General features: G+C 69.7%; 27 protein-coding genes and 1 tRNA gene. 20 read left to right on the top strand and 8 right to left on the bottom strand.

Translation table 11 applies throughout. The features are described from left to right. The first annotated feature begins 18 nt into the window (after positions 1–18). The gene (locus ABD235_RS31020) at positions 19–1,845 is read left to right on the top strand and encodes an ABC-F family ATP-binding cassette domain-containing protein (RefSeq protein ID WP_344180618.1); all 1,827 of its coding nucleotides are present in this window, start codon (positions 19–21) and stop codon (positions 1,843–1,845) included. Positions 1,846–2,272: 427 nt separating this feature from the next. Here the strand turns inward: ABD235_RS31020 and ABD235_RS31015 are convergent, their stop codons facing one another. After that, the gene (locus ABD235_RS31015; RefSeq protein ID WP_344180616.1) at positions 2,273–2,770 is read right to left on the bottom strand and encodes a MarR family winged helix-turn-helix transcriptional regulator; all 498 of its coding nucleotides are present in this window, start codon (positions 2,768–2,770) and stop codon (positions 2,273–2,275) included. 93 nt (positions 2,771–2,863) lie between these two features. On the opposite strand from ABD235_RS31015, the gene ABD235_RS31010 reads away from it, so the two are divergent. Together ABD235_RS31010 and ABD235_RS31005 are read left to right on the top strand one after the other, a co-directional pair. Next, positions 2,864–3,664, top strand: coding sequence for a methyltransferase domain-containing protein (locus ABD235_RS31010; protein ID WP_344180614.1), 801 nt, complete (start codon positions 2,864–2,866; stop codon positions 3,662–3,664). Then, complete coding sequence (locus ABD235_RS31005; protein WP_344180612.1) at positions 3,665–4,012, top strand: VOC family protein; 348 nt, start codon at positions 3,665–3,667, stop codon at positions 4,010–4,012. Here the strand turns inward: ABD235_RS31005 and ABD235_RS31000 are convergent, their stop codons facing one another. The 4 genes from ABD235_RS31000 to ABD235_RS30985 form a co-directional block, all read right to left on the bottom strand. Next, the gene (locus tag ABD235_RS31000; RefSeq protein ID WP_344180610.1) at positions 4,013–6,469 is read right to left on the bottom strand and encodes an ABC transporter permease; all 2,457 of its coding nucleotides are present in this window, start codon (positions 6,467–6,469) and stop codon (positions 4,013–4,015) included. A 2-nt stretch (positions 6,470–6,471) separates the two neighbouring features. Then, positions 6,472–7,251 (bottom strand): ABC transporter ATP-binding protein, encoded by a 780-nt coding sequence (locus ABD235_RS30995; protein ID WP_344180608.1) that lies wholly within the window; start codon positions 7,249–7,251, stop codon positions 6,472–6,474. A 145-nt stretch (positions 7,252–7,396) separates the two neighbouring features. Further along, positions 7,397–7,861, bottom strand: a complete 465-nt coding sequence (locus ABD235_RS30990; RefSeq protein ID WP_344180606.1) for a GNAT family N-acetyltransferase — start codon at positions 7,859–7,861, stop codon at positions 7,397–7,399. Beyond that, positions 7,858–8,298 carry a VOC family protein gene (locus ABD235_RS30985; protein ID WP_344180604.1) on the bottom strand — a complete coding sequence of 147 codons (441 nt, stop codon included), beginning with the start codon at positions 8,296–8,298 and terminating at the stop codon, positions 7,858–7,860. The genes ABD235_RS30990 and ABD235_RS30985 overlap by 4 nt, the downstream gene beginning before the upstream one ends. A gap of 47 nt (positions 8,299–8,345) precedes the next feature. On the opposite strand from ABD235_RS30985, the gene ABD235_RS30980 reads away from it, so the two are divergent. Further along, positions 8,346–8,666 (top strand): hypothetical protein, encoded by a 321-nt coding sequence (locus ABD235_RS30980; protein ID WP_344180602.1) that lies wholly within the window; start codon positions 8,346–8,348, stop codon positions 8,664–8,666. Here ABD235_RS30980 and ABD235_RS30975 read toward each other — a convergent pair. Beyond that, entirely contained in the window at positions 8,663–9,097 is a 435-nt protein-coding gene (locus ABD235_RS30975; protein WP_344180601.1) for a PH domain-containing protein, read from the bottom strand. The genes ABD235_RS30980 and ABD235_RS30975 overlap by 4 nt on opposite strands. A gap of 52 nt (positions 9,098–9,149) precedes the next feature. Between ABD235_RS30975 and ABD235_RS30970 the strand changes: the two genes are divergently transcribed. The 9 genes from ABD235_RS30970 to ABD235_RS30930 all read left to right on the top strand — a co-directional run bounded on the left by ABD235_RS30970 (position 9,150) and on the right by ABD235_RS30930 (position 13,415). Further along, entirely contained in the window at positions 9,150–9,497 is a 348-nt protein-coding gene (locus tag ABD235_RS30970) for a VOC family protein (protein ID WP_344180599.1), read from the top strand. A 33-nt stretch (positions 9,498–9,530) separates the two neighbouring features. Beyond that, positions 9,531–9,998, top strand: coding sequence for an NUDIX hydrolase (locus tag ABD235_RS30965; protein ID WP_344180597.1), 468 nt, complete (start codon positions 9,531–9,533; stop codon positions 9,996–9,998). 10 nt (positions 9,999–10,008) lie between these two features. Continuing rightward, positions 10,009–10,332, top strand: coding sequence for a nucleoside triphosphate pyrophosphohydrolase family protein (locus tag ABD235_RS30960; RefSeq protein ID WP_344181346.1), 324 nt, complete (start codon positions 10,009–10,011; stop codon positions 10,330–10,332). Between the two features lie 45 nt (positions 10,333–10,377). Beyond that, positions 10,378–10,608, top strand: coding sequence for a DinB family protein (locus ABD235_RS30955; RefSeq protein ID WP_344180595.1), 231 nt, complete (start codon positions 10,378–10,380; stop codon positions 10,606–10,608). A gap of 144 nt (positions 10,609–10,752) precedes the next feature. Continuing rightward, entirely contained in the window at positions 10,753–11,121 is a 369-nt protein-coding gene (locus ABD235_RS30950) for a hypothetical protein (protein WP_344180593.1), read from the top strand. A gap of 39 nt (positions 11,122–11,160) precedes the next feature. Beyond that, a complete protein-coding gene (locus ABD235_RS30945; protein WP_344180591.1) occupies positions 11,161–11,892 on the top strand; it encodes an MBL fold metallo-hydrolase in 732 nt (243 codons plus the stop codon). Positions 11,893–11,937: 45 nt separating this feature from the next. Beyond that, the gene (locus ABD235_RS30940; RefSeq protein ID WP_344180589.1) at positions 11,938–12,354 is read left to right on the top strand and encodes a hypothetical protein; all 417 of its coding nucleotides are present in this window, start codon (positions 11,938–11,940) and stop codon (positions 12,352–12,354) included. A gap of 52 nt (positions 12,355–12,406) precedes the next feature. Then, the gene (locus ABD235_RS30935) at positions 12,407–12,820 is read left to right on the top strand and encodes a cytidine deaminase family protein (RefSeq protein ID WP_344180587.1); all 414 of its coding nucleotides are present in this window, start codon (positions 12,407–12,409) and stop codon (positions 12,818–12,820) included. A 184-nt stretch (positions 12,821–13,004) separates the two neighbouring features. Continuing rightward, positions 13,005–13,415, top strand: a complete 411-nt coding sequence (locus ABD235_RS30930) for a hypothetical protein (RefSeq protein ID WP_344180585.1) — start codon at positions 13,005–13,007, stop codon at positions 13,413–13,415. A 308-nt stretch (positions 13,416–13,723) separates the two neighbouring features. Here the strand turns inward: ABD235_RS30930 and ABD235_RS30925 are convergent, their stop codons facing one another. Together ABD235_RS30925 and ABD235_RS30920 are read right to left on the bottom strand one after the other, a co-directional pair. Continuing rightward, on the bottom strand, positions 13,724–14,149 hold the full coding sequence (locus ABD235_RS30925) for an ATP-binding protein (protein ID WP_344180583.1): 426 nt from the start codon (positions 14,147–14,149) through the stop codon (positions 13,724–13,726). Positions 14,150–14,588: 439 nt separating this feature from the next. Continuing rightward, a tRNA-Gln gene (locus ABD235_RS30920) sits at positions 14,589–14,660 on the bottom strand. A 123-nt stretch (positions 14,661–14,783) separates the two neighbouring features. Between ABD235_RS30920 and ABD235_RS30915 the strand changes: the two genes are divergently transcribed. From ABD235_RS30915 to ABD235_RS30885, 7 genes are all read left to right on the top strand, one after another. Further along, positions 14,784–15,821: an acyl-CoA desaturase gene (locus tag ABD235_RS30915; protein WP_344180581.1), complete on the top strand. Its 1,038-nt coding sequence runs from the start codon at positions 14,784–14,786 to the stop codon at positions 15,819–15,821. A 189-nt stretch (positions 15,822–16,010) separates the two neighbouring features. Then, positions 16,011–16,613, top strand: coding sequence for a TetR/AcrR family transcriptional regulator (locus ABD235_RS30910; RefSeq protein WP_344180579.1), 603 nt, complete (start codon positions 16,011–16,013; stop codon positions 16,611–16,613). Between the two features lie 177 nt (positions 16,614–16,790). Further along, positions 16,791–17,969, top strand: coding sequence for a sensor histidine kinase (locus ABD235_RS30905; RefSeq protein WP_344180577.1), 1,179 nt, complete (start codon positions 16,791–16,793; stop codon positions 17,967–17,969). A gap of 27 nt (positions 17,970–17,996) precedes the next feature. Then, the gene (locus ABD235_RS30900; protein WP_344180576.1) at positions 17,997–18,674 is read left to right on the top strand and encodes a response regulator; all 678 of its coding nucleotides are present in this window, start codon (positions 17,997–17,999) and stop codon (positions 18,672–18,674) included. A gap of 601 nt (positions 18,675–19,275) precedes the next feature. Beyond that, complete coding sequence (locus ABD235_RS30895) at positions 19,276–20,583, top strand: hypothetical protein (protein ID WP_344180574.1); 1,308 nt, start codon at positions 19,276–19,278, stop codon at positions 20,581–20,583. An 86-nt stretch (positions 20,584–20,669) separates the two neighbouring features. Beyond that, on the top strand, positions 20,670–22,226 hold the full coding sequence (gene glmU, locus ABD235_RS30890; RefSeq protein ID WP_344180572.1) for a bifunctional UDP-N-acetylglucosamine diphosphorylase/glucosamine-1-phosphate N-acetyltransferase GlmU: 1,557 nt from the start codon (positions 20,670–20,672) through the stop codon (positions 22,224–22,226). A gap of 15 nt (positions 22,227–22,241) precedes the next feature. Beyond that, a complete protein-coding gene (locus tag ABD235_RS30885; protein WP_344180570.1) occupies positions 22,242–23,222 on the top strand; it encodes a ribose-phosphate diphosphokinase in 981 nt (326 codons plus the stop codon). Positions 23,223–23,226 lie beyond the last annotated feature (4 nt).

Raw genomic sequence — 23,226 nt, 5'->3', positions numbered from 1 at the left:
CCGTAGGCTGGTCCGGTTATGGCTGCCACCCCTGCACCGAACTTGGTCAACCTCGAAGGCGTCTCCAAAGGCTTCGGAACCCGCATTCTGCTCGACAAGGTGAGCCTCGGCGTCGGCCGTGGTGACCGGGTCGGCGTGGTCGGGCGGAACGGGGACGGCAAGTCGACGCTGCTGCAGCTCCTCGCCCGCCGGCAGGAGCCCGACGACGGCCGCGTCACCCAGAACCGCGACCTCCGGCTGGGGTACCTCGGCCAGAGCGACGACCTCGACCCGGCGCTCACGGTCAGCCAGGCCGTGCTCGGCGACGTCGAGACCTACACCTGGGCCGCCGACCCGCGGGCGCGTTCCGTCATGGAGCACCTGCTCGGCGAGATCGACCACGAGGCACCGATCGGCACGCTGAGCGGTGGCGAGCGCCGCCGGACCTCGCTGGCGCGGCTGCTGCTGACCGACGTCGACCTGCTGGTCCTCGACGAGCCGACCAACCACCTGGACATCGAGGCCGTGAACTGGCTCGCCGCGCACGTGGTGGACCGGGCCGGCGCGCTGATCGTCGTGACCCACGACCGGTGGTTCCTCGACGCGGTCTGCACCGAGACGTGGGAGGTGCAGAACGGCCGCGTCTCGTCGTACGAGGGCGGCTACGCGGCGTACGTGCTGGCCAAGGCCGAGCGCGCCCGCGCCGAGCAGGTGATGGAAGGCAAGCGGCAGAACCTGCTGAAGAAGGAGCTGGCCTGGTTGCGGCGCGGCGCCCCGGCGCGGACCTCGAAGCCGAAGTTCCGGATCGACGCGGCCAACGCCCTGATCGAGAACGAGCCGGCCCCGCGGGACAAGCTCGCGCTGTCGCTGCTGGCGACGTCGCGGCTGGGCAAGGACGTGTTCGACGCGGAGGACGTCAGCCTGGCGTTCGGCGACCGGGTGATGCTCGACCACGTGACGTTCCGCCTCGGCCCGGCCGACCGGATCGGCTTGCTCGGCCCGAACGGCGCCGGCAAGACCACGTTCCTGAAGGTGCTGACCGGTCAGCTCGCGCCGGACTCCGGCCGGGTGAAGCAGGGCAAGACCGTCCGGATCGCGAACCTCTCGCAGACGCTGGACGAGGTCGACGGTCAGTCGACGGTGCTCGCGCACATCACCGACATCCGCCGTACGGCGGCGCTCGCGGGGCACAGCGGCGAGATGGCGTCGTCGCAGCTGCTGGAGCGCTTCGGCTTCACCGGCGACAAGCTGACCACGCGGATCAACGACCTGTCCGGTGGTGAGCGCCGCCGGCTCCAGCTGCTGCGCATCCTGCTGGACGAGCCGAACGTGCTGATCCTCGACGAACCGACCAACGACCTGGACGTCGAGACGCTGACCGTCCTGGAGGACTTCCTCGACAGCTGGCCGGGCGTCGTCGTGGTCGTCACCCACGACCGGTACTTCCTCGAGCGCGTCAGCGACATGGTCTACACGATCATGGGCGACGGCAAGGTCCGGCACCTGCCGCGAGGCGTCGAGCAGTACCTCGACGAGCTCGAGTCCGGCGGTGCCGGCCGTCGAGCCGCTCCCAGCGCGTCGTCACCGGTCCCGCAGGCACCAGCCAGTACGCCGACCGCCGAGGCCGCCGTCGCGGCCCCGGTCGACGCGGCCGCCGCCCGCGCGGCGAAGAAGGAACTGAACCGCATCGAGCGCCAGCTCTCCAAGCTCGCGGACACGGAGAAGAAGCTCCACGACCAGCTGGCCACCCACGCCAGCGACTACGGCCGCCTCGCGGAGCTCGACACGGATCTGCGCAAGCTCAAGGACGAGCGCGAAGAGCTGGAACTGGCCTGGCTGGAAGCCGCCGAACGCGCGGAGAGCTAGCGATTCCGGAAGTTACCCGGAAGTCAATAAGACGGCATTCCGGACAATGTATACATGATCAAATGTTTGAGCACGTGAATCGCGGCGTACTCTCCCATCCCCTGTGATTGGGAGGTACGCCGCGATCACTTGGGAGAGCGGGTCCCGTTGTGGTCGACGTTGTCCGGGCCCCGAGCCCCGGACACCACCAACCTCCTTCGGCGAACCACCTCTTGCCGCCGAAAGACACCTTGTTCGCAACGATACGTAGCCGAAAACGTACCGACAGTGAGGACCTTAGTGCGCTGGTCACTCAGTGTCGACAGCCGTCTGCTACAGCACCTTCACGATCCGGTTGCAACTAGCAACGATCGGTACGGGCATTAAGTGACGCACGGTCTTTTCGGATTATTCCGGCACAATTCGGCGCGGTTTCTCCGAGTGCGGATCAGTGCGTTTCCTGGTCGAACGGGCCGACCAGTTCCCGCAGCAGGCGGGCGAGTTTGGCCTGATCCCGGTCGGTGACCGTGGCCAGCAGGGCGCGTTCGTGGGCGAGCAGGTCGGCGAGCGCGGCGTCGACGGCGTCGCGGCCGGCGGTGGTCAGCTGGACCAGGACGCCGCGGCGGTCGGCGGGATCGGGAAGGCGCTCGACGAGGCCGCGCGCGGCCAGCCGGTCGACGCGGTTCGTCATCGTGCCGGACGTGACCAGGGTTTCCTTGAGCAGCCGCCCGGGGGAGAGCTGGTACGGCGAACCGGCGCGGCGGAGCGCGGCCAGGACGTCGAACTCCCAGGACTCCAGCCCGTGGGTCGCGAACGCGTGGCTGCGGGCGCGGTCCAGGTGCCGCGCCAGGCGGGTGACCCGGGACAGCACCTCCATCGGCGCGACGTCGAGATCGGGCCGTTCCCGGCGCCAGGCCTCGATCAGCCGGTCGACCTCGTCTTTCATGGTTCGAGAGTATCCGTCAAGACTCTTGACATCAAGACAAGTGCTGAGCGTAAAGTATCTCGATGTCAAGAGACCTTGGAGCAAGGAGGCAGGATGCGCACCTCGCCGGTGTGGAACCCCCAGCAGTACGGCAAGTACGCCGGGGAGCGCGGCCGCCCCTTCGCCGACCTGGTAGGTCGGATTGATGCGGACGAACCATCGGTGGTGCTGGACCTCGGATGTGGCCCCGGCAACCTCACCGTCGGCCTGCTGGATCGGTGGCCCTCGGCAACCGTCCACGGCGTCGACAGCTCCGCGGAGATGATCGCGGAGGCCGAGAAGCTCCGGGAGGACCCAGCCGTCGCCGCCCGGCTCACCTTCGAGGTGGGCGACCTGCTCGACTGGTCCGCGCCGGAAGGGTCCGTCGACGTGATCGTCACCAACGCGACCCTGCAGTGGATCCCCGAGCAGCTCGACCTCCTGCCGGGCTTCGTCCGCGCGCTCAAGCCCGGTGGCTGGCTCGCGATCCAGATCCCGGGCAACGGCGACGCGCCGTCGCACGCGATCCTGCGCGAGCTCGCCGGCCGTCCGCCGTACGCCCAGTACGCCGCCGGCAAGTCGCTGCGCCCTGACGTCCCGGGCCCGGCCGAGTACGTCGACGTGCTCAGCGGGCTCGGGTGCACGGTCGACGCGTGGGAGACGACGTACAACCATCTCCTCCCGGGTGACAACGCCGTCCTCGAATGGGTGAAGGGCACCGGCGCACGGCCAGTGCTCCAGTCACTCCCGGACGATCTCCGCGAGGAGTTCGAGGCCGAGTACGGCGCCCGCCTGGCCGAGGCCTACCCGCGCCGCGCCTACGGCACGCTGCTGCCGTTCCGCCGGATCTTCGCCGTCGCGCGGAAGGAGAGCTGAATGCGCCTCGACCACGTCCAGGTGTCCTGCCCGCCCGGCGGCGAGGACGTCGCTCGCGCGTTCTACCGGGACGCGCTCGGCCTGAGCGAGATCGCCAAGCCGCCGTTGCTCGCGGCAAGGGGCGGGTGCTGGTTCAAGGAGGGTTCGGCCGAGATCCATGTCGGCGTCGAGCAGGACTTCCGTCCAGCCCGGAAGGCGCACCCGGCGTTCGCGGTCGACGACCTGGACGCCCTCGCGGCGAAGCTCGAAGGCCTCGGCTACCCGATCACCTGGGACAACGAAACGATCCCGGGCCGCCGGCGCTTCCACACCGCCGACGGCCACGGGAATCGGATCGAGATCGTTTGACTACTCGGTAGCTAGCGCCCCCGCCGGTGCGACCTTCGCGGCGCGTCGTGCCGGGAGGACCGACGCCAGCAGACCGGCGATCGCCGCGACCAGCGCGATCGTGATCAGGAGCGTCCCCGGTACGGCGTACTGGACCTTGCCGTCGGTCTGCGAGCTCATCAGCGCCGCCGTACCGGTCCAGCCGTAGACCAGGCCGAGGAAGATCCCCAGACCGGCCGCGACCAGTGCCATCAGCAACGACTCGACGGCGAGCATCCCGCGCAGCTGGCGCCGGGTCAGCCCCATGGCCCTGAGCAACGCGTTCTCCCGGGTGCGTTCCAGCACCGACAGGCTGAGCGTGTTGCCCACGCCGACCAGTGCGATCAGCACCGACACCCCGAGCAGGCCGACGGCAACGATCAGCAGGACGTCGAAGATCTGCGTGTAGCTGCTGCGCTCGGCCAGGCCGCCCTCGACGTTCAGCACCTTGATCGTCGGCAGCGACTGCTGCACCGCGTCGATCACCTCGGGACCGTCCGCCTTCGGGTCCGACGCGAGCCAGAACCCGGAGACCGCCGCGGTCGGCGCGAGCTTCTGCAGATCCGCCTGGGTGATCGTGATCGGGTCCAGACCGCCCGCCTGCTGCGCTTTCAGGGTGACCTTGTGACCGGCCGCAACGAGCGTGACGTCGGCGCCCTCGGTGAGCTCGAGCATGCGCATCGTCGGCCGGTCGAGCAGCGCGACCCCGGGGCGCAACTGGCCGACCAGTTGCGGGTTGTGGATGACCGACCCGGCCCGCGCCTGGTCGATGCCGGTGATGGTCAGCGTCTGCTCACCCGTCTTGACGTCGACGGTCCGGATCGGGACGACCTGGGTGATGCCCTTGATGTCCCGCAACTGCTGCTCGGCGCTGGCCGGCAGCTTCTCGTCGTACGTCCGGACGGTCAGGTCGACCGGGTACTCGCCGTCCATCGTGACGTCGAACGTCTTGCGGACCGAAGCGATCCCGACGCAGGTCAGGCTGATCAGCGTGACGCCGATCAGCAACGCCGAGGTCGTGGCCGCCGTACGGCGTGGGTTGCGGACCGCGTTCGCGACGGCGATCCGGGCCGGTACGCCGCCCTTGCGGGCCGGGAGTGCGCCGAGCAGCCGGACCAGCGCCGGGACCAACAGGGAACCGAGCGCCAGGACGCCGACGAAGGAGATCACGCCGCCGGCCACGCCGACGACGACCTGCGCGCTCGCAGCGCTTGCCGCCAGCAACAGTCCGCCACCGGCCAGCAGCAGGAAGCCGAAGATGATCCGTACGACGCCACGCTTCGACGCCGCGGCCGGTGCGTCGGCCGGACGCAGGGCGGCCAGCGGCGCGACCTTGGTGGCCCGGCGGGCCGGGACGATCGCGGCCAGGACGGTGGCGACGGTCCCGAGCAGCAGCGGCACGAAGATCGACGCCAGGTCGAGGTGCAGGCTGATCGGCGGCAGTTCCAGGTCGAACTCCCGCGACAGGGCCAGGCCGAGCGCGGACAACGCGACCCCGACGACCACACCGATCGCCGAGGCGACCAGACCGACGATCGAGGCCTCGGCCAGGACCGAGGAGAACACCTGCCGGCGGGACGCGCCGACGCAGCGCAGCAGCGCCATCTCGCGGGTGCGCTGGGCGATCACGATCGTGAAGGTGTTCGCGATCACCAGGCAGGCGACGAACAGGGCGATCACGGCGAACATGCCGAACACGCCGCCGAGCACGTCGATCCCGTTGGTGAAACCCTTGACCTCGTGGTCGATCCAGGCGGCGCCGGTGTAGACCTGCAGGCCGGGGACGACCTTGCCGACCGCCGCGGCCAGGGCTTCCTGGTCGGTGCCGGGCTGCGCGCTGACCTTGATCTGGTTCACGTAGCCCTGCGGCTCGAAGATCTTCACCGACTGCGCCGTCGCCACGGCCGACGCGGCGCCGAAGCTGGTCGAGTCGTCCAGGATGCCGACGACCGTCACGGTCCAGCGCTTGTCGTCGTACGAGCTGAGCTGGAGCTTGCTGCCGAGGGCGACCTTGTTCTTCTCGGCCGTCCGGGCGGGCAACGCGATCTCGAGCGTGCTGTCGGGCAACCGGCCCTGGCTGGCCTTCGGGCCGGCGATCTTCGAGGTGTCGTACAGGGCCTTGACGCTGAGGTACGTCGGGCGGACCTGTCCGGCCCACTGGACCTGCAGGTACGCGCCGGTGTCGACGACGACCGACGCGGCCTGCGGCAGCTTCTGGACCGCGGCCACGTCCTTGGCCTCGATCGAGCGCTCGGCGCTCTCGACGACGGTGTCGACGCCGGCGTTCGACTTGCCGATGGTCTCGTCGATCCCGTGCGACGCCGAGGCGTGCACGCTCAGGGCCAGGGTGCCGAAACCGACCCCCAGCACGATCGCCAGGCAGGCGGCGACCAGGCGGCCCAGGTGGGCGCGCAGCGAGGAGAGGATGGAGCGTCGCACGGTCAGGCCCCCAGCTGCCGCAGGGCGCCGAGCACGGTCTCCGGCGTCGGCTCGAGCAGCTCGCCCGCGAGCTTGCCGTCGGCGAGCAGGACCACGCGGTCGGCGTACGACGCGGCGAGCGGGTCGTGGGTGACCATCACGACGGTCTGGCCGAACTCGCGGACGCTGCGGCGCAGGAAGCCGAGGACCTCGGCGCCGGAGCGGGAGTCCAGGTTGCCGGTCGGCTCGTCGGCGAAGACGACCTCCGGGCGACCGACCAAGGCGCGGGCGACGGCGACGCGCTGCTGCTGACCGCCGGACAGCTCCGACGGGCGGTGCGTGAGGCGGTCCTGCAGTCCGAGTACGTCGACCAGCGTGCCGAGCCACTGCTGGTCGGGCTTGCGGTTGCCGAGTTCGAGCGGCAGCAGGATGTTGTCCTTGGCCGAGAGCATCGGGAGCAGGTTGAACGACTGGAACACGAACCCGATCCGGTCCCGGCGGATCCGGGTCAGGTCGGCGTCCGGCAGCGTGGTCAGCTCGGTCTCGCCGAGCAGCACCTGCCCGCTGGTCGGCGTGTCGAGGCCCGCGAGGCAGTGCATCAGGGTCGACTTGCCGGAACCCGACGGACCCATGATCGCGGTGAACCGCCCGACGCCGAAGTCGACGGAGACCCCGTCGAGCGCCGCCACCGCGGTGTCGCCGTGGCCGTAGATCTTCCGCAGCTCGTGGGCCCGGATCGCGGTCCTGTCGGCGGCGTCCTGCGGCAAACGGCCGAGCGGTAGCTCGCCGGTCTGGATGGTCATCGGTGTCCTCCGGGGGCTTGTCGGCGGGACCGTTCCCGCCACCCTCCAGAAGTTAGTGATCCGCGGCCGGGTTCTCGTCGGACCACGGCATGCAATCGGCGTACGACCTGGGTCGTACTCATTGCCTTCTGCAACAGCCTTTTCGTCAGGTCAGGGGCTTGCGCAGGAGGTCGCAGAGGGTGGAGTAGAGCGTGCCGTCCTCCTGCGTCCAGGACTCCGTCTGCTGCCCGTACGCCGTGTAGCCGAGCCGCTCGTAGAGCGCGCGGGCGCGCGGGTTGTCGACTTCGACCGCCAGCTCGGCCGCCGCGAGTCCCCTGGCGCGGATCCGTTCCTCGGCCGCGCCGATCAGGTAGGTGCCGATCCCGCGCCCCTGCAGCGCGGGGTCGACGGAGAGCTGCCAGAGCGTGCCGGCTCCGGGGGTGATCGCGTAGTCGATCCCGCCGATCGCGACCGGGAGGTCGGACGTCGTACAGACGGCGAGGTAGTCGACCTCTCCTTGGGCCGCCCGCAGCAATTGGCGGCGTACGTCCGTCAGATGATGCGGCGAGCCTGCGAACGAGCAGTGGGGGAGATCCTCTTCGCGGAGCTCGCGACTGTGGAGCGGGGTCATCGCAGTTCCTCGGCGAGGGCGATGATGACGCCTTCGGGGCCGCGCAGGTAGCACATCAGGTAGGTGTCGTTGTAGTTGACGACCTCGCCGACGAGTTCGGCCCCGTGCGTGCGGAGGCGGCGCAGCGTGTCCTCGAGGTCGTCGACGGCGAACATCAGGCGGCGGATGCCGAGGGTGTTCGCCGGTGGGTTCTCGGGGGTCGGGGTGATCATGTCCGGCGTCCGGTAGCTCATCAGCTCGAGCCGGGTGTGGCCGTCCGGCGTACGCATCATCGCGATGTCGACCACCTGCCCCGGCAGCCCGACGATCCGCGCCGCCCAGTCCTCGTCGATCGTCATCTCTCCGTCGAGCTCCAGCCCGAGCTCACGGAAGAACGCGATCGCCGCTTGAAGGTCGGCGAACACGATCCCGACGTTGTCCATCCGCTTGACCGTCATGCTCCCGAGCCTAGGTACGGCCGGGGGCGTTGTGCCACACTCGCGCTGTGAAGGCCCTCTCGCTGTGGTCCGAGAACTCGTTCCTGTCGATCGCCAGCCGCAACTCGGTCCTGTCGATCGGCTCCGCCGGCTCGGTCCTCTCCGTGGGATCAGTCGGCTCGGCCCTGTCGATCGGCTCGGTCGGCTCCACCTTGTCCGCGTTCTCCGCGGGCTCGGTCCTCTCCGTCGGCTCAGCCCTCTCAGCCCGCTCCCGCTGGTCGGTCCTGAGCAGCGAGGGAGACCGCGCCATCCTCCGCAAACCGCGCGCGTTCACCGCTGGCGGAGTCGCGCTCGCCGTGCTCCTGGCCACCCTCACCCACCGCCGCTAGCCCTCGGACGCCCAGCGGGTGATCTCGTACGACGCGCTGCCCGGCTCGGGACGACCGCCGGAACTCAGCTCGGTCGAGGTGGGTTTCGGCGCCAAGAAGGCGAACGCAGTCGCGCCGTTCCGCAACTGCACGACGAGGCCGAAGTAGTTGAAGTGCGCCGAGGCGACATCGCTACGACGAAGCCTTTGCGAACCGATCGGGTAGCGGATGAGCAGTTCGTCTCCGCTCAACCGCACGGACGGCCGCATCATGAGGCCCGCCACCACGGCAAGCACCGGGAACACCGGCCACATCTCGCGAATCGGCCAGTTGGCGCTGTCGACGACGACAAGCACGCCCACCGCCGGCAAGGGCATCAGGATCAAGGCACGGCTCCAAACGCTGCTGCCCCACACCTGCTCAGGCCGACCTCGCGGCGGTACGCCGTCCACCCCCGCAGTCTTCCACGATCCGCTTGTCGGAGGCCTGTGCCAAGCTGCGGACATGGCTGGAACGAGACTCGAGCACGCCCGCGCGAACGTGGCCGACCTCGCGGCGGCCGTCGAGTGGTACACGACGGTGCTCGGCTTCGAGGTCGAGTCGTACTGGCCGCCCGAGGCCCCGAACTACGTCCACTTCGTCACCGCCGCCGGCGCGACCTTCGCACTCATGGAAGCCGAGGGCCGCGGCGCCCGCTTCAACTTCACCGTCGACGACCCGGACGCGCTGTGGGCCCGGCTCAAGGACGTCGCCGTGGTGATCGAGCCCCTCTTCGACACGGCGTACGGCACCCGCAAGTTCACCATCGCCGACCCCGACGGCAACGAACTCGGCTTCGTCCGCAACGGCTGAGCTTTGTCGGTGGGGCCTGGCAGCCTTCTCCGCATGGTGATTCCCAGGGCAGCCGCTGTTGTCGTCGACGGTCGTCGAGCACTGCTGATCAAGCGCTACCTGCGGCTCGGACCAAGCCGCGAGTGCGCCATGTGCGAGGCCGCCGACTGGGGCGGTCCCGAGTGTCCCGGCCACCAGTACGCCGTACTGCCCGGCGGTCACGTCGAGGACGGCGAGACCGCCGAGACGACAGCGCTGCGCGAGCTGACCGAGGAAACCACGCTGACCGCCCGCATCGACCGCCTGCTGTGGACCGGCAAGCACAACGGCCGGCCGGCGTCGTACTTCCTGATGACCGAGGTCACCGGCACACCGCGCCTGTCCGGCCCGGAGGCCGAGGCCCACCGACCGAACAACAGCTTCGAGCTGATCTGGGCAGGGCCCGAGGAGTTCGACGAGCTGGGCTTGTACCCCGCCGACGTCAGGCCGCCGCTGACCGAGCTATTGATCGACCTAGGGTGACGCCGTGGAGATGAACGAGTACCAGCAGGCCGCGCTGCGCACGGCTGCACCCAAGGACAAGCCGAACGAGGTGTTCCACCTGCTGCTCGGGCTGGTGGGGGAGACGGGCGAGATCGCCGAGAAGGCGAAGAAGATCGTCCGAGACAAGAGCAGCGACTTCGCGCAGTGGGACGTCGAGGACCTGACGAAGGAACTCGGGGACACGCTCTGGTACGTCGCGGTGATCGCCGACTACTTCGCCATCCCGCTCGACGACGTCGCCCAGCTCAACATCGCGAAGCTCGCGGACCGCCAGCAGCGAGCGGTACTCGGCGGCAGCGGCGACAACCGTTAGTTTTTGCGAGATTCGCTGACCAGACCGGCCTCTAGGATCAGCAGGGTGACCCGCCAGTTTCCGCCTGCGACGGCTGACGAACGCGAGATGCTCACGGGCTGGTTGGATCGCCAGCGCGCGACGGTCAGGCTGAAGTGCACGGGCCTGTCCGAAGAGCAGGCCGAACTCGCCGTACTGCCGGCATCTCCACGGATGACCGTGAAACCCTGGTGGGGCACCTCAGGCATGTCGAACTGGGGTGGTTCGAGACCAGCTTCCTCGGTGTCCAAGCTGTAGGCATCCACCTCGACGCCATGCGTGAACTGATCGACGGCACGACCGGCTACTGAGTTCCCTGTCGACGAAAGGTGCCCGTACGTCGTCCTCCGGGCCCAGCAAAATCACGAGCGCCCGGACCGCGGCCGAGCCGATGATGGTGCGATGCCTGAAAAACACTCCCGCCCCGTCCCCGGCGGCCGCGCATTCTTCTGGACCGAACGCCTGTGGAAGCTGTCGGAAGGTCTGCCCGTCGAGTCGGTGTCGATCGACGACATCCAGGAGTTCGACGAGAACTGCTGGTTCGGCGACGGCCCGGTCACCTGCCGCATGGTCGCCCGGCACGCCGGCCTGATCGAGAAGGCCGATCTGCGCTACCCGGTGATCCTCTCGGCGGACGGCCGCCTGATGGACGGCGGCCACCGAATCTCCAGAGCCTGGCTCGACGGCAAGACGACCATCGACGCCGTCCGGTTCCCCGTCGACCCGGAACCGGACTACTTCGAGTGGGACACGGCGCCTGAATCCAGCTGACCTGTCGTCCGTCGTACGGACACCTGCCAGAGTGATCGAATGCTGAACGAGGTGGCCGACGGCGTCTGGGTCCGTCAGAGCGAGTGGGTGTGGAGCAACGCCGTCGTCGTACGCGGTGACGCTGGGCTGATCCTGGTCGATCCCGGCATCTCCGGCGCCGACCTGACCGAGCTTGCCGATGACATCGACCAGCTCGGCATTCCGGTGATCGCCGGGTTCTCCACGCATCCGCACTGGGACCACCTGCTGTGGCATTCCCGGTACGGCGAGGTGCCGCGCTACGCGACACCCGGCTGCGCCCAGCTTGCCGAGCAAGCCCGCGAGCGCGCGCAGGCGATGGCGGCGGAGAGCGCGCCCGACATCCCGCTCGACCTGATCGCGCTCCTCACGCCGCTGCCCGCTGACGGCGGACCCATCCCCGGCGAACTCATCGAGCACGACGCCCACGCCATCGGCCACGCCGCGATCCTCCTCGCCGACCGCCGCGTCCTGATCGCCGGCGACATGCTGTCCGACGTACTCATCCCACTCCTGGACCCACGCCGCCCCGGCCAGGTCGACGCGTACGAGACGTCGCTCGACCGATTCGCCGAGGCCGTCCAGTACGCCGACGTCCTGATCCCCGGGCACGGTGCCGTTGCCAAAGGCACCGAAATAGCAGCCCGCCTGACCGCCGACCGCGCGTACGTCGAAGCCCTCCGCCAAGGCGAGCCCTCGTCCGACCCGCGCCTCTCCCAGGACTGGCTGGCCGGCCCCACCAGTCGAACCTGAACCAGGTCGGATGAACGTCCGACTACTCGCCGCCTAGCGATGCCAATGACCCAATGGCTCTGGCCCGCCAATCAGGCCGGCATCCTCGTCACCGCCGCGGTGGCGATCGCCCAGCCGATCCTCATCGAGTCCGTCCCAGCCGGTCCCGACGACGACCCCCACGGCTACATCCTGATCTTCAGCCTCGTGTCGACCGTCGGCGTACTGGCGATCGCGGTCGTCGCCCACGCCCTCCTCCTCGAACGCATGAAGGCCGGAATGGCCACCGCCCTCGGCGCCGCAGCCTGCTGCGCGGCGGTCGCGTACCTGGGAGAAGGCCTTCTGCCCGGCTCGTCCCACCTCATCCTCATCGCGATCGAGCTACTCCCCGCCGCGCTCGCCATCCTCGGCCTGTACGTCGCCCAGCCCCCTCCGCCGAAGCCGGCACTCGCCGATCCGCAGTACCCGACCGAATCTCCGTGAGTCACCTGAATCCCGATAGCTCCGAACTGGCCGCCCTGCTACGTTCCCGAGCGTGATCGCTCGAAGTAGTGACGACCTGATCGAATCGGCCGCAGCCGTGCTGCATCCTCACCATGTCGACGGCCGGGTCTTCGGCGACGTGGCGGCGGCTCTCGTCACCGACGCCGGCACCGTGTACGTCGGCGTGTGCATCGACACCCCGTGCGGTACGGGATTCTGTGCCGAGCATTCCGCCATCGCGGCGATGGTGACCGCTCAGGAGTACAAGATCGCGAAGATCGTGGCCGTCTGCGCGGCCGACGACCGCGGCGCCGTGAACGTCGTGCCGCCCTGCGGCCGCTGCCGAGAGTTCATCCGGCAGATCGACCCCGCGAATCTCGACACCGAAGTCATTCTGGCGCGGGACCGAACGTCCAGCCTCCGCGAACTCCTACCGGCCAACGAGTGGCCGGCGCCGCCGAACTGACCGTTGCCGGATCATGTCGACCAGGTGGTCGTAGGTCTCATTGACCCTGGACGGCACCGGCTGCGCGCTCGCGAACCCGCGTACAGCTCGACCGACGCCGGCGATCGCTGATCCGCCGTACCCGGGATAGGTCATTCCGCGACGCTCACACCGTTTGGTCGTTGCGCGCGGGACAATTCGCGGCATGACCCTGTGGATCGTTCTCTTCGCCGCGACGTGGGTGGTGTACGTCGTTCTCGCGGTGCTGAGCGGGCGGGGCAGTGGACGGGAAGCCGGTGAGGTACTCGTCGCCGTGGTGGGGGCGAGCAGCGCCTTCTTCGTGCGGAGCGCTATCCAGGGAACATCCGTCGTCGGTGCTCTTCGCGGTGCGACGCTGGTTTCGCTGTTGATGGTCGTCATCACCGGTGGCCGGCCGGCGCTGGTGTTCGACCCGCCAGGAATGAAGGCTCGCACCTACCGGCGCCTGTCCCGGGAGGACCGTGAGGCCGTCGACCGCCGGGGACGAGCATCCTGCTTGTCGCAGCTCGCGCTGATGGTTTGCATCATCGGGGGAGTTACCGCGTACGTCGTCGCGGGTTGGACGTTCCTGGACTAGCTCCCGACCGCGCAGGCGCGGTTCGCCTGACATCCTCTCGCGCCGTCACCTGTGCTTGTTCCGCGCCCGATCCCACCGTGATCCTCGAGATTCGGAGTCACCGCTGGTATTTAGCCAACCTTCGGACAGTGAAAGGTGCCCTGCTTGGTGGGCGTTGCGCTGCTCGACGATCCAGTGCTCGAGGTCGTCGACGGAATGCTCGACGGATCGGCCCGTGGTGTCGACGATGTGGGTAGCCCAGCGAGGGTCGTCCTTGGTCCACCTCGACCATCGATCCCACGCCATCTCCTGCCAGCTCTCCGCGAGGATCACGTCGGGCCGGTGACGAGGTCCGCTGCGTGGCCGCGATGCCAGGAGCTCCAGCCGACGAAGGCATCGAGAACCGCCGGCGACCACCGGCCGTCGTCGCGCCGTTCGAGGCGGCGGCGTCGCTCGTCGTCGGCGACGTGGATCAGGCACACCGCGATCCCCTTGAGGAGTGGCGCGGATGGTGCGGCCAGAATCTCGCCGAGTGGTGATTGGCCGGTCAGGAGAAGATCCAATCCTCGATCCTGGTAGTCCAGGGCTCGGCCGATCCAGTCTTCCGTGGTCCGGTGTCGCCAGCGCGCATCCGCGTCGTCGGGGACGCCGATCTCGTCGTGGTCGTGGACGGCGAGCCCGTCGAGGCGGTCGCCCAGCGCGTGGGCCAGCGTGGTCTTGCCTGAACCACTCGAACCGGTGAGCACCAGCAACATCCGTCCACAGTGGCACCCCGGGCTGGGCTGGAGCGACCGAATTACACCGCCGGTCTACGTGGGCATGTCGCCTCGGCTTGACGCCAACATCGGTCCGTCGCTGACCGTGCCAGACCAGGACGAGGTTCGGTTGAGCGAAGTCACGCTCGGCACGGCTGGCAACTGGCCACAGCGCGTTCGGCGCCAGGAGGCGCACGGCGGCGCGACGAGTGCAGTCGCGCGGAAGCGGGGACCCGCGCGATAAGCGCGCACCGAGCGCGCCAGCGCCGCACTCGCGCGCCAGCGCGTACTGGAGCGCGGCAGCGCGCACAGGAAGCGGGCGTCAGCACGCGCACCCACACCCAGGGCGGGCGGGAGCGGCGCGTAGCACGCGACGTAGGAGCGGGCGTAGCACCGCGTGGGATGAAACATCCCACCCCACAAGAGCAACAAGTACTTGCTCCCCCGCCAGGTTTCGATCCTGGTCTTCGAGATTCAAAGTCTCGCGGGCTGCCGATTACCCCACGGGGGACCGCTGGTGCGTGCGGACAGTTTGCCATGGGTGGGGCCCACGACACGCGTAGGGGTTCCTTACCTACGGCTCCGTAGGTTACGGTTGCGTAGGTAAGCCGTCCTCCACCTGAGGGAACACGACATGACTCCACCCGCCGTGGCAGCACCGGAGGCGCCCACCCGCGCCGTGCAAGACGACGAGCTCGACGTCGACACCGGAACTCTCGGGGGTGAGCAGAAGCAGGTCTGGGAACAGGTCGCGCTCGCGCTGTTCATCGGGATCCCGTTCCTGGCCGTCCTGGCCGCCGTACCGATCGCGTGGGGCGGGTTCCTGGGGTGGCGTGACATCGTCATCGCGGTCGTGTTCTACACGATCGCGGGGCACGGCATCTCGATCGGTTTCCACCGGCTGTTCACCCACAAGTCGTTCAAGCCGAACCGGCCGATGAAGTACGCCCTGGCGATCGCCGGTTCGCTGGCGATCGAGGGGCCCGTCGTGCGCTGGGTGGCCGACCACCGCAAGCACCACAAGTTCTCCGACCGCGACGGTGACCCGCACAGCCCGTGGAAGTACGGCAACACCCTCGGCGCGCTGACCAAGGGGTTCCTGCACGCGCACATCGGCTGGCTGTTCGACACCGAGCAGACCCCGCAGCGGCAGTACGCGCCGGATCTGCTGAAGGACAAGGACATCGTCAAGGTGTCGCGGCTGTTCCCGTTCCTTGTGCTCGTCTCGCTGCTGCTGCCGGCTGTCATCGGTGGGCTGTGGTCGTGGTCGATCGAGGGTGCGCTGACGGCGTTCTTCTGGGGCAGCCTGGTCCGGATCGCGCTGCTGCACCACGTGACCTGGTCGATCAACTCGATCTGTCACACGATCGGCGACCGGCCGTTCAAGAGCCGCGACAAGTCGGGCAACGTCTGGTGGCTGGCGATCCTCAGCCAGGGCGAGTCGTGGCACAACCTGCACCACTCCGACCCGACCTGCGCGCGGCACGGCGTACTGAAGGGTCAGCTCGACACCTCGGCGCGGTGCATCTGGTTCTTCGAGCAGCGCGGCTGGGTCAGCGACGTGCGCTGGCCGGTGCCGGAGCGGCTCGAGGCGCGCCGGGTGAGCGCGGAGGAGCAGGCGGCCGACAAGGCTGCCGAGAAGGCGGCGCGCCGCACCAAGGTCGCGGCCTGAGCTGGTCCGCAACGCACGCACGGCCGGCGTCCCGTACGCCGGCCGCGAGGCCGGCCGGTACGACGCTCACCCGGTCACAATCCGGTGCGCGCCCGGAAATCTCCGGGCGCGCGGCACCGGCGTACGGCATGATGCAGACGTGATCTCGACGTGACGGAACCCAAACCGCGACGATCCACCCGGGTCCGGATGACGAGTGCGGAACGTCGCGAACAACTCATCACCATCGCCCGGACGCTGTTCGCCCAGAAGGGCTACGAAGGCTCGTCGGTCGAGGAGATCGCGGCGCGGGCCGAGGTCTCCAAGCCGGTCGTGTACGAACACTTCGGCGGCAAGGAAGGCCTGTACGCCGTGGTGGTGGACCGCGAGGTCCGCAGCCTGCTCGACACCGTGACCGCGTCGCTGACCGCGGGCCGGGCGCACGAGCTGGTGGAGCAGGCGGCGCTGGCGCTGCTGGACTACATCGAGGGCTCGTCGGACGGTTTCCGGATCCTGGTCCGGGACTCGCCGGTCGGGTCGTCGAGCGGGTCGTTCGTCTCGATCCTGAGCGACGTCGGGACGCGGGTCGAGCACATCCTGGCCGAGGAGTTCAAGCGGCGCGGGCTCGATCCGAAGAACGCGCCGATGTACGCGCAGATGCTGGTCGGCATGGTCGCGCTGACCGGCCAGTGGTGGCTCGACGCCCGCCGCCCGAAGAAGCAGGACGTCGCCGCGCACCTGGTCAACCTGGCCTGGAACGGCCTGGCCGGCCTCGAGGCCAAGCCGACGCTGTCGACCCGCCCGCACAAGTAGGCGGACCTCCACCACTCACCAACCTCCGCGTCGACCGCCTGTTCGCGTTCGGTTGAGCGTGGACGGCGGAGGGAACGCGAGGTTGGTGAGTGGTGGGCGTCCGTGCTACGCCGGTAGGACGCGACATCCGCCTGTGGCATGACCTTTCCGGTCGCGGGCCGCCGTACCCTGGCCCGCATGACGGGGTTTCTCACGGCTCGGCGGGTCTCGCCGCAGTCCAAGGCGTTCGACCTGCTGCTGGCGGGTGGGCTGACGCTGTTCTTCGGGTTCTTGTCGCTGGCGCAGGCCCAGTTCGCCGGCGTGGTCGGCCTCGCGTTGCTGGTGCCGCTGATCTGGCGGCGCAGCTATCCCGAGCTGGTCTTCTTCGGCGTCTCGGCGATCGCCGTGCTGCAGTGGCTGGCCGGGATCGAGCTGCAGGCCGGCAACGTGGGACTCCTGGTCGCGCTCTACACGATCAGCGTGTACGGCGAAGTGAAGTACAGCCGGATCGCGCTCGGCATCGGCGGCCTCGGCGTCCTGATGGCCACCGCCCGGTACTACGCGAACTCCGACTGGCGCCAGCAGATCACCATGATGGTGGCCTTCGGCGCGGTCGTGTTCGGCGTCTGGGCCTTCGGCGAACGCCGCCGGACCAGAGGCCTGTACGTCGCGCAACTGGAGGAACGCGCGATCCAGGCCGAGCGCGACCGCGATCGCGAGGCCACGCTCGCGGTCACCAACGAGCGGACCCGGATCGCCCGCGAGATCCACGACGTCGTCGCGCACGGGTTGTCGATCATGATCGTCCAGGCCGACGGAGGCCTGTACGCCGCCGACGCGTCGCCCGAGCAGGCGAAGAAGGCGCTGGCCACGATCGGCGACACCGGCCGGGCCTCGCTGACCGAGATGCGCAAGATGCTCGGGCTGCTCAAGCAGGACGAGCAGAACGAGCTCGACCCGAACCAGCCGCGCCCGCAGCCCGGCGTCTCGTCGCTGCCCGAGCTGGTCGAGAACGTCCGCGAGGCGGGGCTGACGGTGGACTACGAGGTCACCGGGACGCCGCGCGACCTGCCCGCGCTGCTCGGCCTGACGGCGTACCGGATCGTGCAGGAAGGCCTGACCAACACGTTGAAACACGCCGGGCCGGGGGCGCGAACGTCCGTCACTCTGGACTTCGGGCGCGAGATGCTGACCGTGGTGGTCACCGACGACGGCCGCGGCGGCGGGGTCGCGCCGACCAGCGACCCGGGGCACGGGCTGGTCGGGATGCGGCAACGCGCCTCGATCTCCGGCGGTACGGTGAACGCCGGGCCCAAGGCGGGTGGCGGGTACGAGGTGGTCGCGAAGCTCCCGTACGCCGGACCGCCTGACCAGTAAGCGATTCCTAGCTGGAGGAACAGCAGCGTGAGCGAGACCGACGACGGCGTGATCCGGGTCTTCCTGGTGGACGATCAGGAGCTGGTCCGGGCCGGGTTCACCATGCTGGTGGACTCGCAGCCCGACATGCGCGTGGTGGGGCAGGCGGGTGACGGCGGTGAGGCGCTGGAGAAGCTGCGCGTCACGGCGTGCGACGTCGTACTGATGGACGTGCGGATGCCGCGGCTGGACGGGGTGGAGGCGACGCGGCAGGTGCAGTCGTTGCCTGCGGCCCCGAGGGTGATCGTGCTGACGACGTTCGACTTGGACGAGTACGCGTTCGCGGCGATCAAGGCGGGGGCGGCGGGGTTCCTGCTGAAGAACACGCCGCCGGCTGATCTGCTGTCGGCGATCCGGCAGGTGCACTCCGGTGATGCTGTTGTGTCGCCGAGTACTACGCGGCGGTTGCTGGAGCATTTTGCTGGGGCGCTGCCGGACGAGGATCGTGAGGTGCCGGATCTGGCGGAGCTGACGGCGCGCGAGCGTGAGGTGCTGGTGGAGGTCGCGCGGGGGTTGTCGAACCAGGAGATCGCTCGGCTGTTCACGTTGTCGGAGGCGACGGTGAAGACGCACATCGGGCGGATCCTGGCGAAGACCGGTCTGCGGGATCGGGTCGCTCTGGTGGTGCTGGGCTACGAGACCGGGTTGGTCAAGGCGCACGGCTGAGTTGTACGGCGCTGAGCTCGGCGGGTATGCGGCCGGTGAGATTGCTGTGGGCTGAGGTCGCGGCGGCCGGAAAAGAGTAGTGGTCGGGAGCGGCATCACCCCGGCCAGCCGGAGCGCGGCGCCCGGCGCCCGCCGCTGCTCCTGCCGTTGCCGGTTGCCGGGCCGGTTGCCGCTGCCAGCAGCCGCGGCCCGCTGCCCGGTGCCGGTGCCGCTGTCGCGGCCCGCGGCCCGCTGCCCGGTGCCGGTGCCGCTGTCGCGGCCCGCGGCCCGCTGCCCGCTGTCGCTGCCTGCTGTCCCTGCCCGCTGCCGCTGTCGCTGCCCGTTGCGGCTGCCCGCTGCCCGCTGCCAGCAGCCGCTGCCAGCAGCCGCTGCCCGCAGCCGTTGCCGCTGCCCGTGCCCCTGCCCCTGCCCGTGCCCCTGCCCCTGCCCCTGCCCTCTGCACCAGTCGCCGGTGGGGAGTTGGTGGGGCGCCGTTGTGCCCGGTGCCCGGTGGGGAGTTGGTGGGGTGCTCCTGCACCCGATCTCAGCTGGGGAGTTGGTGGGTGGCCTTGGGGTGGGTGACCATGGGGGCGCGCGGGGTTGAGGCTGGGAGAGGGTTGGGATGCCGGGGTTGTGGGCGGCGGTGCGGCGGTGGGTCGTGGCCGAGGGGCCTGCGGTGTGGCCGGTGGTGGTGGCGATGGTCGTGGTCGGGGGCGGGCTGTGGGTGGGCGTGCCTTCGGCGGGGCGGGGGGTTTCGCTGACTGCCGAGGCGATGGGTGGGACGACGCTGCAGCAGGTGCGGCCGAGCGCGACGGGGGACGTGGATCCGCGGCTGGGGGCCGCGGTGGACGCGATCCTGGCTCGGCGGGGGATCGCGGTGAAGCAGAACGACCTGCAGCTGTTCCTGCGCGACGTCGCGCCCGAGATCAGGCCCGAGCAGCGGCAGGTGTTCGAGAACATGCGCAGGCTCGGGATGTCGGTGACCTACCGCCGGGCCGAGGTCTGGACCAACTACGAGGCCGTACGACGGTACGGCCTGGCGACCGGCACCTTCCGGGTCAGCATGCGCTACCAGATCTCCGGGAGCCGGCTGGCTCAGGCGGCGACAGACGTGGGCTACACCTACACGGTCCGCGACGGCCGGCTGTTCCTGGTAGACGACAACGACCTGGACCGCGCGATCGGGTCGGGCCGGCAGCCGTGGGACTACGGGCCGATCGACGTCGTGAAGCGGCGCAACGTACTGGTCGTGGTCGACCAGGGCCGCCTGGCGTACGCCGACCGGCAGGCCGACGAGACCGTCGCGATGGCCCGCAAGATCCGCAACCTGTGGAAGGGCCACCTGCAGATCGTCCCGATGGTCGTCGCGATGCGCGAGCCCGGCGTCCTGACCGACCTGCCCCCGACCATCAGGGGCAACGAGCCGGCCAGGGTCCAGCCGATCCCGAGTCCGGCGAAGGACGGCCGCCCGGTCGGCGGCTGGATCGTCGTACGGCCGGAGGCCCAGGCCGGTTTCGACTCGGCCCAGCTGAGCCACGCGCTGATGCACCTGCTCCCGGTCCGGCTCGGCGAGGAGGCCCCGCGCTGGCTCGCCGAGGGCATGGCCCAGTACGCCGAGAGCCTGCAGTTGATCGCGACCGGGCGGGGCAAGCAGGTCTCGGCGGCCCGCGACGACATCCGCCGGCGCGCGCTCGGGGACCTGGTCCGGCTCCCGGCCGACGACGAGTACGACGCTACGGACAGTGACGACATCAGCTGGCTGGCGGTCGAGCAGCTGATCAAGCAGGTCGGCCTCCGGGCGGTCACCGACTTCTACCTCCAGGTCGCCCGACGCGGCTACAACGTCCAGGCGCAGCAGCGGCTGATGCTGGAGTACACCGGCTTCAGCGAGCAGAAGCTTGTGGATGCGCTGCGAAGCCTCGCACAGTGAGGAAGTAGGCTTGCGCGGGCGCTCGGTTCAGGGCGCTCACGCACGAACTCGCCCAGAACTCGTAGGGAACCCGAGGAGAAGACCGCGTGACTTCCCACCGTCCTGCGGCGGTCATCGTGATGGCCGCCGGTCAGGGGACCCGGATGAAATCCGCGACCCCCAAGGTCCTGCACGAGATCGGCGGGCGCAGCCTCGTCGGGCACGCGGTCGTCACCGCGCGTGCACTCGCGCCGGAGCACCTCGTCGTCGTGGTCGGCACCGGCCGTGAGCTGGTCGAGGCGCACCTGGCCGAGGTCGACGCGGAGGTCCGGACCGCCGTCCAGGAGCAGCAGCTCGGGACCGGCGACGCCGTCCGTGCGGGGCTGAGCGCCGTACCGGCCGACTTCGAGGGGACCGTCGTGGTCACCTCCGGGGACGTCCCGCTGCTGGCTGCCGAGACGCTCCTGGAGCTGATCGGGGACCACGACAAGCAGGGCAACGCTGTGACGGTGCTCACCGCGCGCGTCCCGGACCCGACCGGGTACGGGCGGATCCTGCCGGGTCCCGACGGCACGGTCGCGGGCATCGTCGAGCACAAGGACGCCACCCCCGAGCAGCGCCAGATCGACGAGATCAACGCCGGGATCTACGCCTTCGACGCGGCCACGCTGCGCGACGGGCTGAGCCGGCTGACCACGGACAACGCGCAGGGCGAGCTGTACCTGACCGACGTCCTGGCGATCGCCCGCGGCGACGGCAAGCGGGTCGGCGCGTACGTGATCGAGGACGCCATGCAGACCGAGGGCGTGAACGACCGCGTCCAGCTCGCCACGCTGCGCGCCGAGCTGAACCGGCGCACCCTCGACGCGCTGATGCGCTCCGGTGTCACGATCGTCGACCCCAGTACGACGTGGGTCGATCAGACCGTCGCGCTGGAGCAGGACGTCACCCTCCTGCCGAACACGCAGCTCCACGGCGCGACCACCGTCGCGACGGGCGCCGTGATCGGCCCGGACACCACGCTGACCGACGTCCAGGTCGGTGAAGGCGCCTCGATCATCCGGACGCACGGCTCCGGCGCGGTGATCGGCGCGGGCGCCTCGGTCGGCCCGTTCGCGTACCTGCGGCCCGGGACCTCGCTCGGCGTGAAGGGCAAGATCGGCACCTTCGTCGAGACCAAGAACGCGGCGATCGCCGACGGCGCCAAGGTCCCGCACCTGTCGTACGCCGGGGACGCGACGATCGGCGAGGGCGCGAACATCGGCGCCGGCACGATCTTCGCCAACTACGACGGGGTGCACAAGCACCCCACCACCGTCGGGCGCTACTCCTTCATCGGCAGCAACTCGGTCCTGGTCGCGCCGGTCGACATCGCCGACGGGGCGTACATCGCGGCCGGGTCGGCGATCGACCAGCCGGTGCACGCCGGCGAGATCGCGGTCGCCCGCGGGCGGCAGCGCAACATCAAGGGCTGGGTCGCGCGCAAGCGCGCCGGCACGAAGACCGCGAAGGCGGCGCAAGACGCGCTGGCCGGGGCTGCGGCGGCGGACACGCCGGCCGCCGGCCGGCCGGGCGAATCGGCGGGACCGGGCGAACCGGTCGTCGGCACCGCCGAGGCACAGCCGAAGCCGGGCGCAGCGGGCGTCCCCGGCGAGAAGGCGTAACGGGAGGCAGTGGCGATGAGCGGGATGAAGCGAACCACCGAGAAGAACCTGATGGTTTTCTCCGGCCGGGCCCATCCCGGTCTGGCCGAGGAGGTGGCCGAGCAGCTCGGCTCCGGCCTGGTGCCCACCTCGGCGTACGACTTCGCCAACGGCGAGATCTACGTCCGGTTCGAGGAGTCGGTCCGGGGCAGCGACGCGTTCGTGATCCAGAGCCACACCTCGCCGATCAACGAGTGGATCATGGAGCAGCTGATCATGGTCGACGCGCTGAAGCGGGCGTCGGCCAAGCGGATCACCGTGGTGCTGCCGTTCTACGGCTACGCCCGGCAGGACAAGAAGCACCGCGGCCGGGAGCCGATCTCGGCCCGGCTGATGGCCGACCTGTTCAAGACCGCCGGCGCGAACCGGCTGATCTGCGTCGACCTGCACACCTCGCAGATCCAGGGCTTCTTCGACGGGCCGGTCGACCACCTGATGGCGCTGCCGATCCTGTCCGACTACGTCCGGGAGAAGTACGGCGACCAGCAGCTCGCCGTGGTCTCCCCGGACGCCGGCCGGATCAAGGTCGCCGAGCAGTGGTCGGCCCGGCTGAACAACGCGCCGCTGGCCTTCATCCACAAGACCCGCGACATCGACCGGCCGAACGAGACCGTCGCCAACCGGGTCGTCGGTGAGGTGGCCGGCCGGGTCTGCATCCTGGTCGACGACATGATCGACACCGCCGGCACGATCACCAAGGCCGCCGACGCCCTGTACGCCGACGGCGCCGCCGGGGTGGTGATCGCGGCCACCCACGCGATCCTGTCCGGTCCGGCGGTCGACCGGCTGAAGAACTGCCAGGCCAGCGAGGTGATCGTCACCAACACGCTGCCGATCTCGGAGGACCGCAAGTTCGACAAGCTCACCGAGCTGTCGATCGCTCCGCTGATCAGCCGCGCGATCCGCGAGGTGTTCGAGGACGGATCGGTGACCAGCCTGTTCGAGGGCAGGGCCTGACCGA

This window comes from Kribbella lupini (genome assembly GCF_039529595.1).
In the GTDB taxonomy this organism is placed as follows: domain Bacteria; phylum Actinomycetota; class Actinomycetes; order Propionibacteriales; family Kribbellaceae; genus Kribbella; species Kribbella lupini.
This window is presented reverse-complemented; position numbering and strand designations above follow the sequence as displayed.

Coding starts and splice junctions, on each gene's coding strand:
- ABD235_RS31020 (WP_344180618.1), top strand. CDS start 19: ATGGCTGCCACCCCTGCACCGAACTTGGTCAACCTCGAAGGCGTCTCC.
- ABD235_RS31015 (WP_344180616.1), bottom strand. CDS start 2,770: ATGAAAGACGAGGTCGACCGGCTGATCGAGGCCTGGCGCCGGGAACGG.
- ABD235_RS31010 (WP_344180614.1), top strand. CDS start 2,864: ATGCGCACCTCGCCGGTGTGGAACCCCCAGCAGTACGGCAAGTACGCC.
- ABD235_RS31005 (WP_344180612.1), top strand. CDS start 3,665: ATGCGCCTCGACCACGTCCAGGTGTCCTGCCCGCCCGGCGGCGAGGAC.
- ABD235_RS30995 (WP_344180608.1), bottom strand. CDS start 7,251: ATGACCATCCAGACCGGCGAGCTACCGCTCGGCCGTTTGCCGCAGGAC.
- ABD235_RS30990 (WP_344180606.1), bottom strand. CDS start 7,861: ATGACCCCGCTCCACAGTCGCGAGCTCCGCGAAGAGGATCTCCCCCAC.
- ABD235_RS30985 (WP_344180604.1), bottom strand. CDS start 8,298: ATGACGGTCAAGCGGATGGACAACGTCGGGATCGTGTTCGCCGACCTT.
- ABD235_RS30970 (WP_344180599.1), top strand. CDS start 9,150: ATGGCTGGAACGAGACTCGAGCACGCCCGCGCGAACGTGGCCGACCTC.
- ABD235_RS30965 (WP_344180597.1), top strand. CDS start 9,531: ATGGTGATTCCCAGGGCAGCCGCTGTTGTCGTCGACGGTCGTCGAGCA.
- ABD235_RS30960 (WP_344181346.1), top strand. CDS start 10,009: ATGAACGAGTACCAGCAGGCCGCGCTGCGCACGGCTGCACCCAAGGAC.
- ABD235_RS30950 (WP_344180593.1), top strand. CDS start 10,753: ATGCCTGAAAAACACTCCCGCCCCGTCCCCGGCGGCCGCGCATTCTTC.
- ABD235_RS30945 (WP_344180591.1), top strand. CDS start 11,161: ATGCTGAACGAGGTGGCCGACGGCGTCTGGGTCCGTCAGAGCGAGTGG.
- ABD235_RS30940 (WP_344180589.1), top strand. CDS start 11,938: ATGACCCAATGGCTCTGGCCCGCCAATCAGGCCGGCATCCTCGTCACC.
- ABD235_RS30930 (WP_344180585.1), top strand. CDS start 13,005: ATGACCCTGTGGATCGTTCTCTTCGCCGCGACGTGGGTGGTGTACGTC.
- ABD235_RS30925 (WP_344180583.1), bottom strand. CDS start 14,149: ATGTTGCTGGTGCTCACCGGTTCGAGTGGTTCAGGCAAGACCACGCTG.
- ABD235_RS30915 (WP_344180581.1), top strand. CDS start 14,784: ATGACTCCACCCGCCGTGGCAGCACCGGAGGCGCCCACCCGCGCCGTG.
- ABD235_RS30910 (WP_344180579.1), top strand. CDS start 16,011: ATGACGAGTGCGGAACGTCGCGAACAACTCATCACCATCGCCCGGACG.
- ABD235_RS30905 (WP_344180577.1), top strand. CDS start 16,791: ATGACGGGGTTTCTCACGGCTCGGCGGGTCTCGCCGCAGTCCAAGGCG.
- ABD235_RS30895 (WP_344180574.1), top strand. CDS start 19,276: ATGCCGGGGTTGTGGGCGGCGGTGCGGCGGTGGGTCGTGGCCGAGGGG.
- ABD235_RS30885 (WP_344180570.1), top strand. CDS start 22,242: ATGAGCGGGATGAAGCGAACCACCGAGAAGAACCTGATGGTTTTCTCC.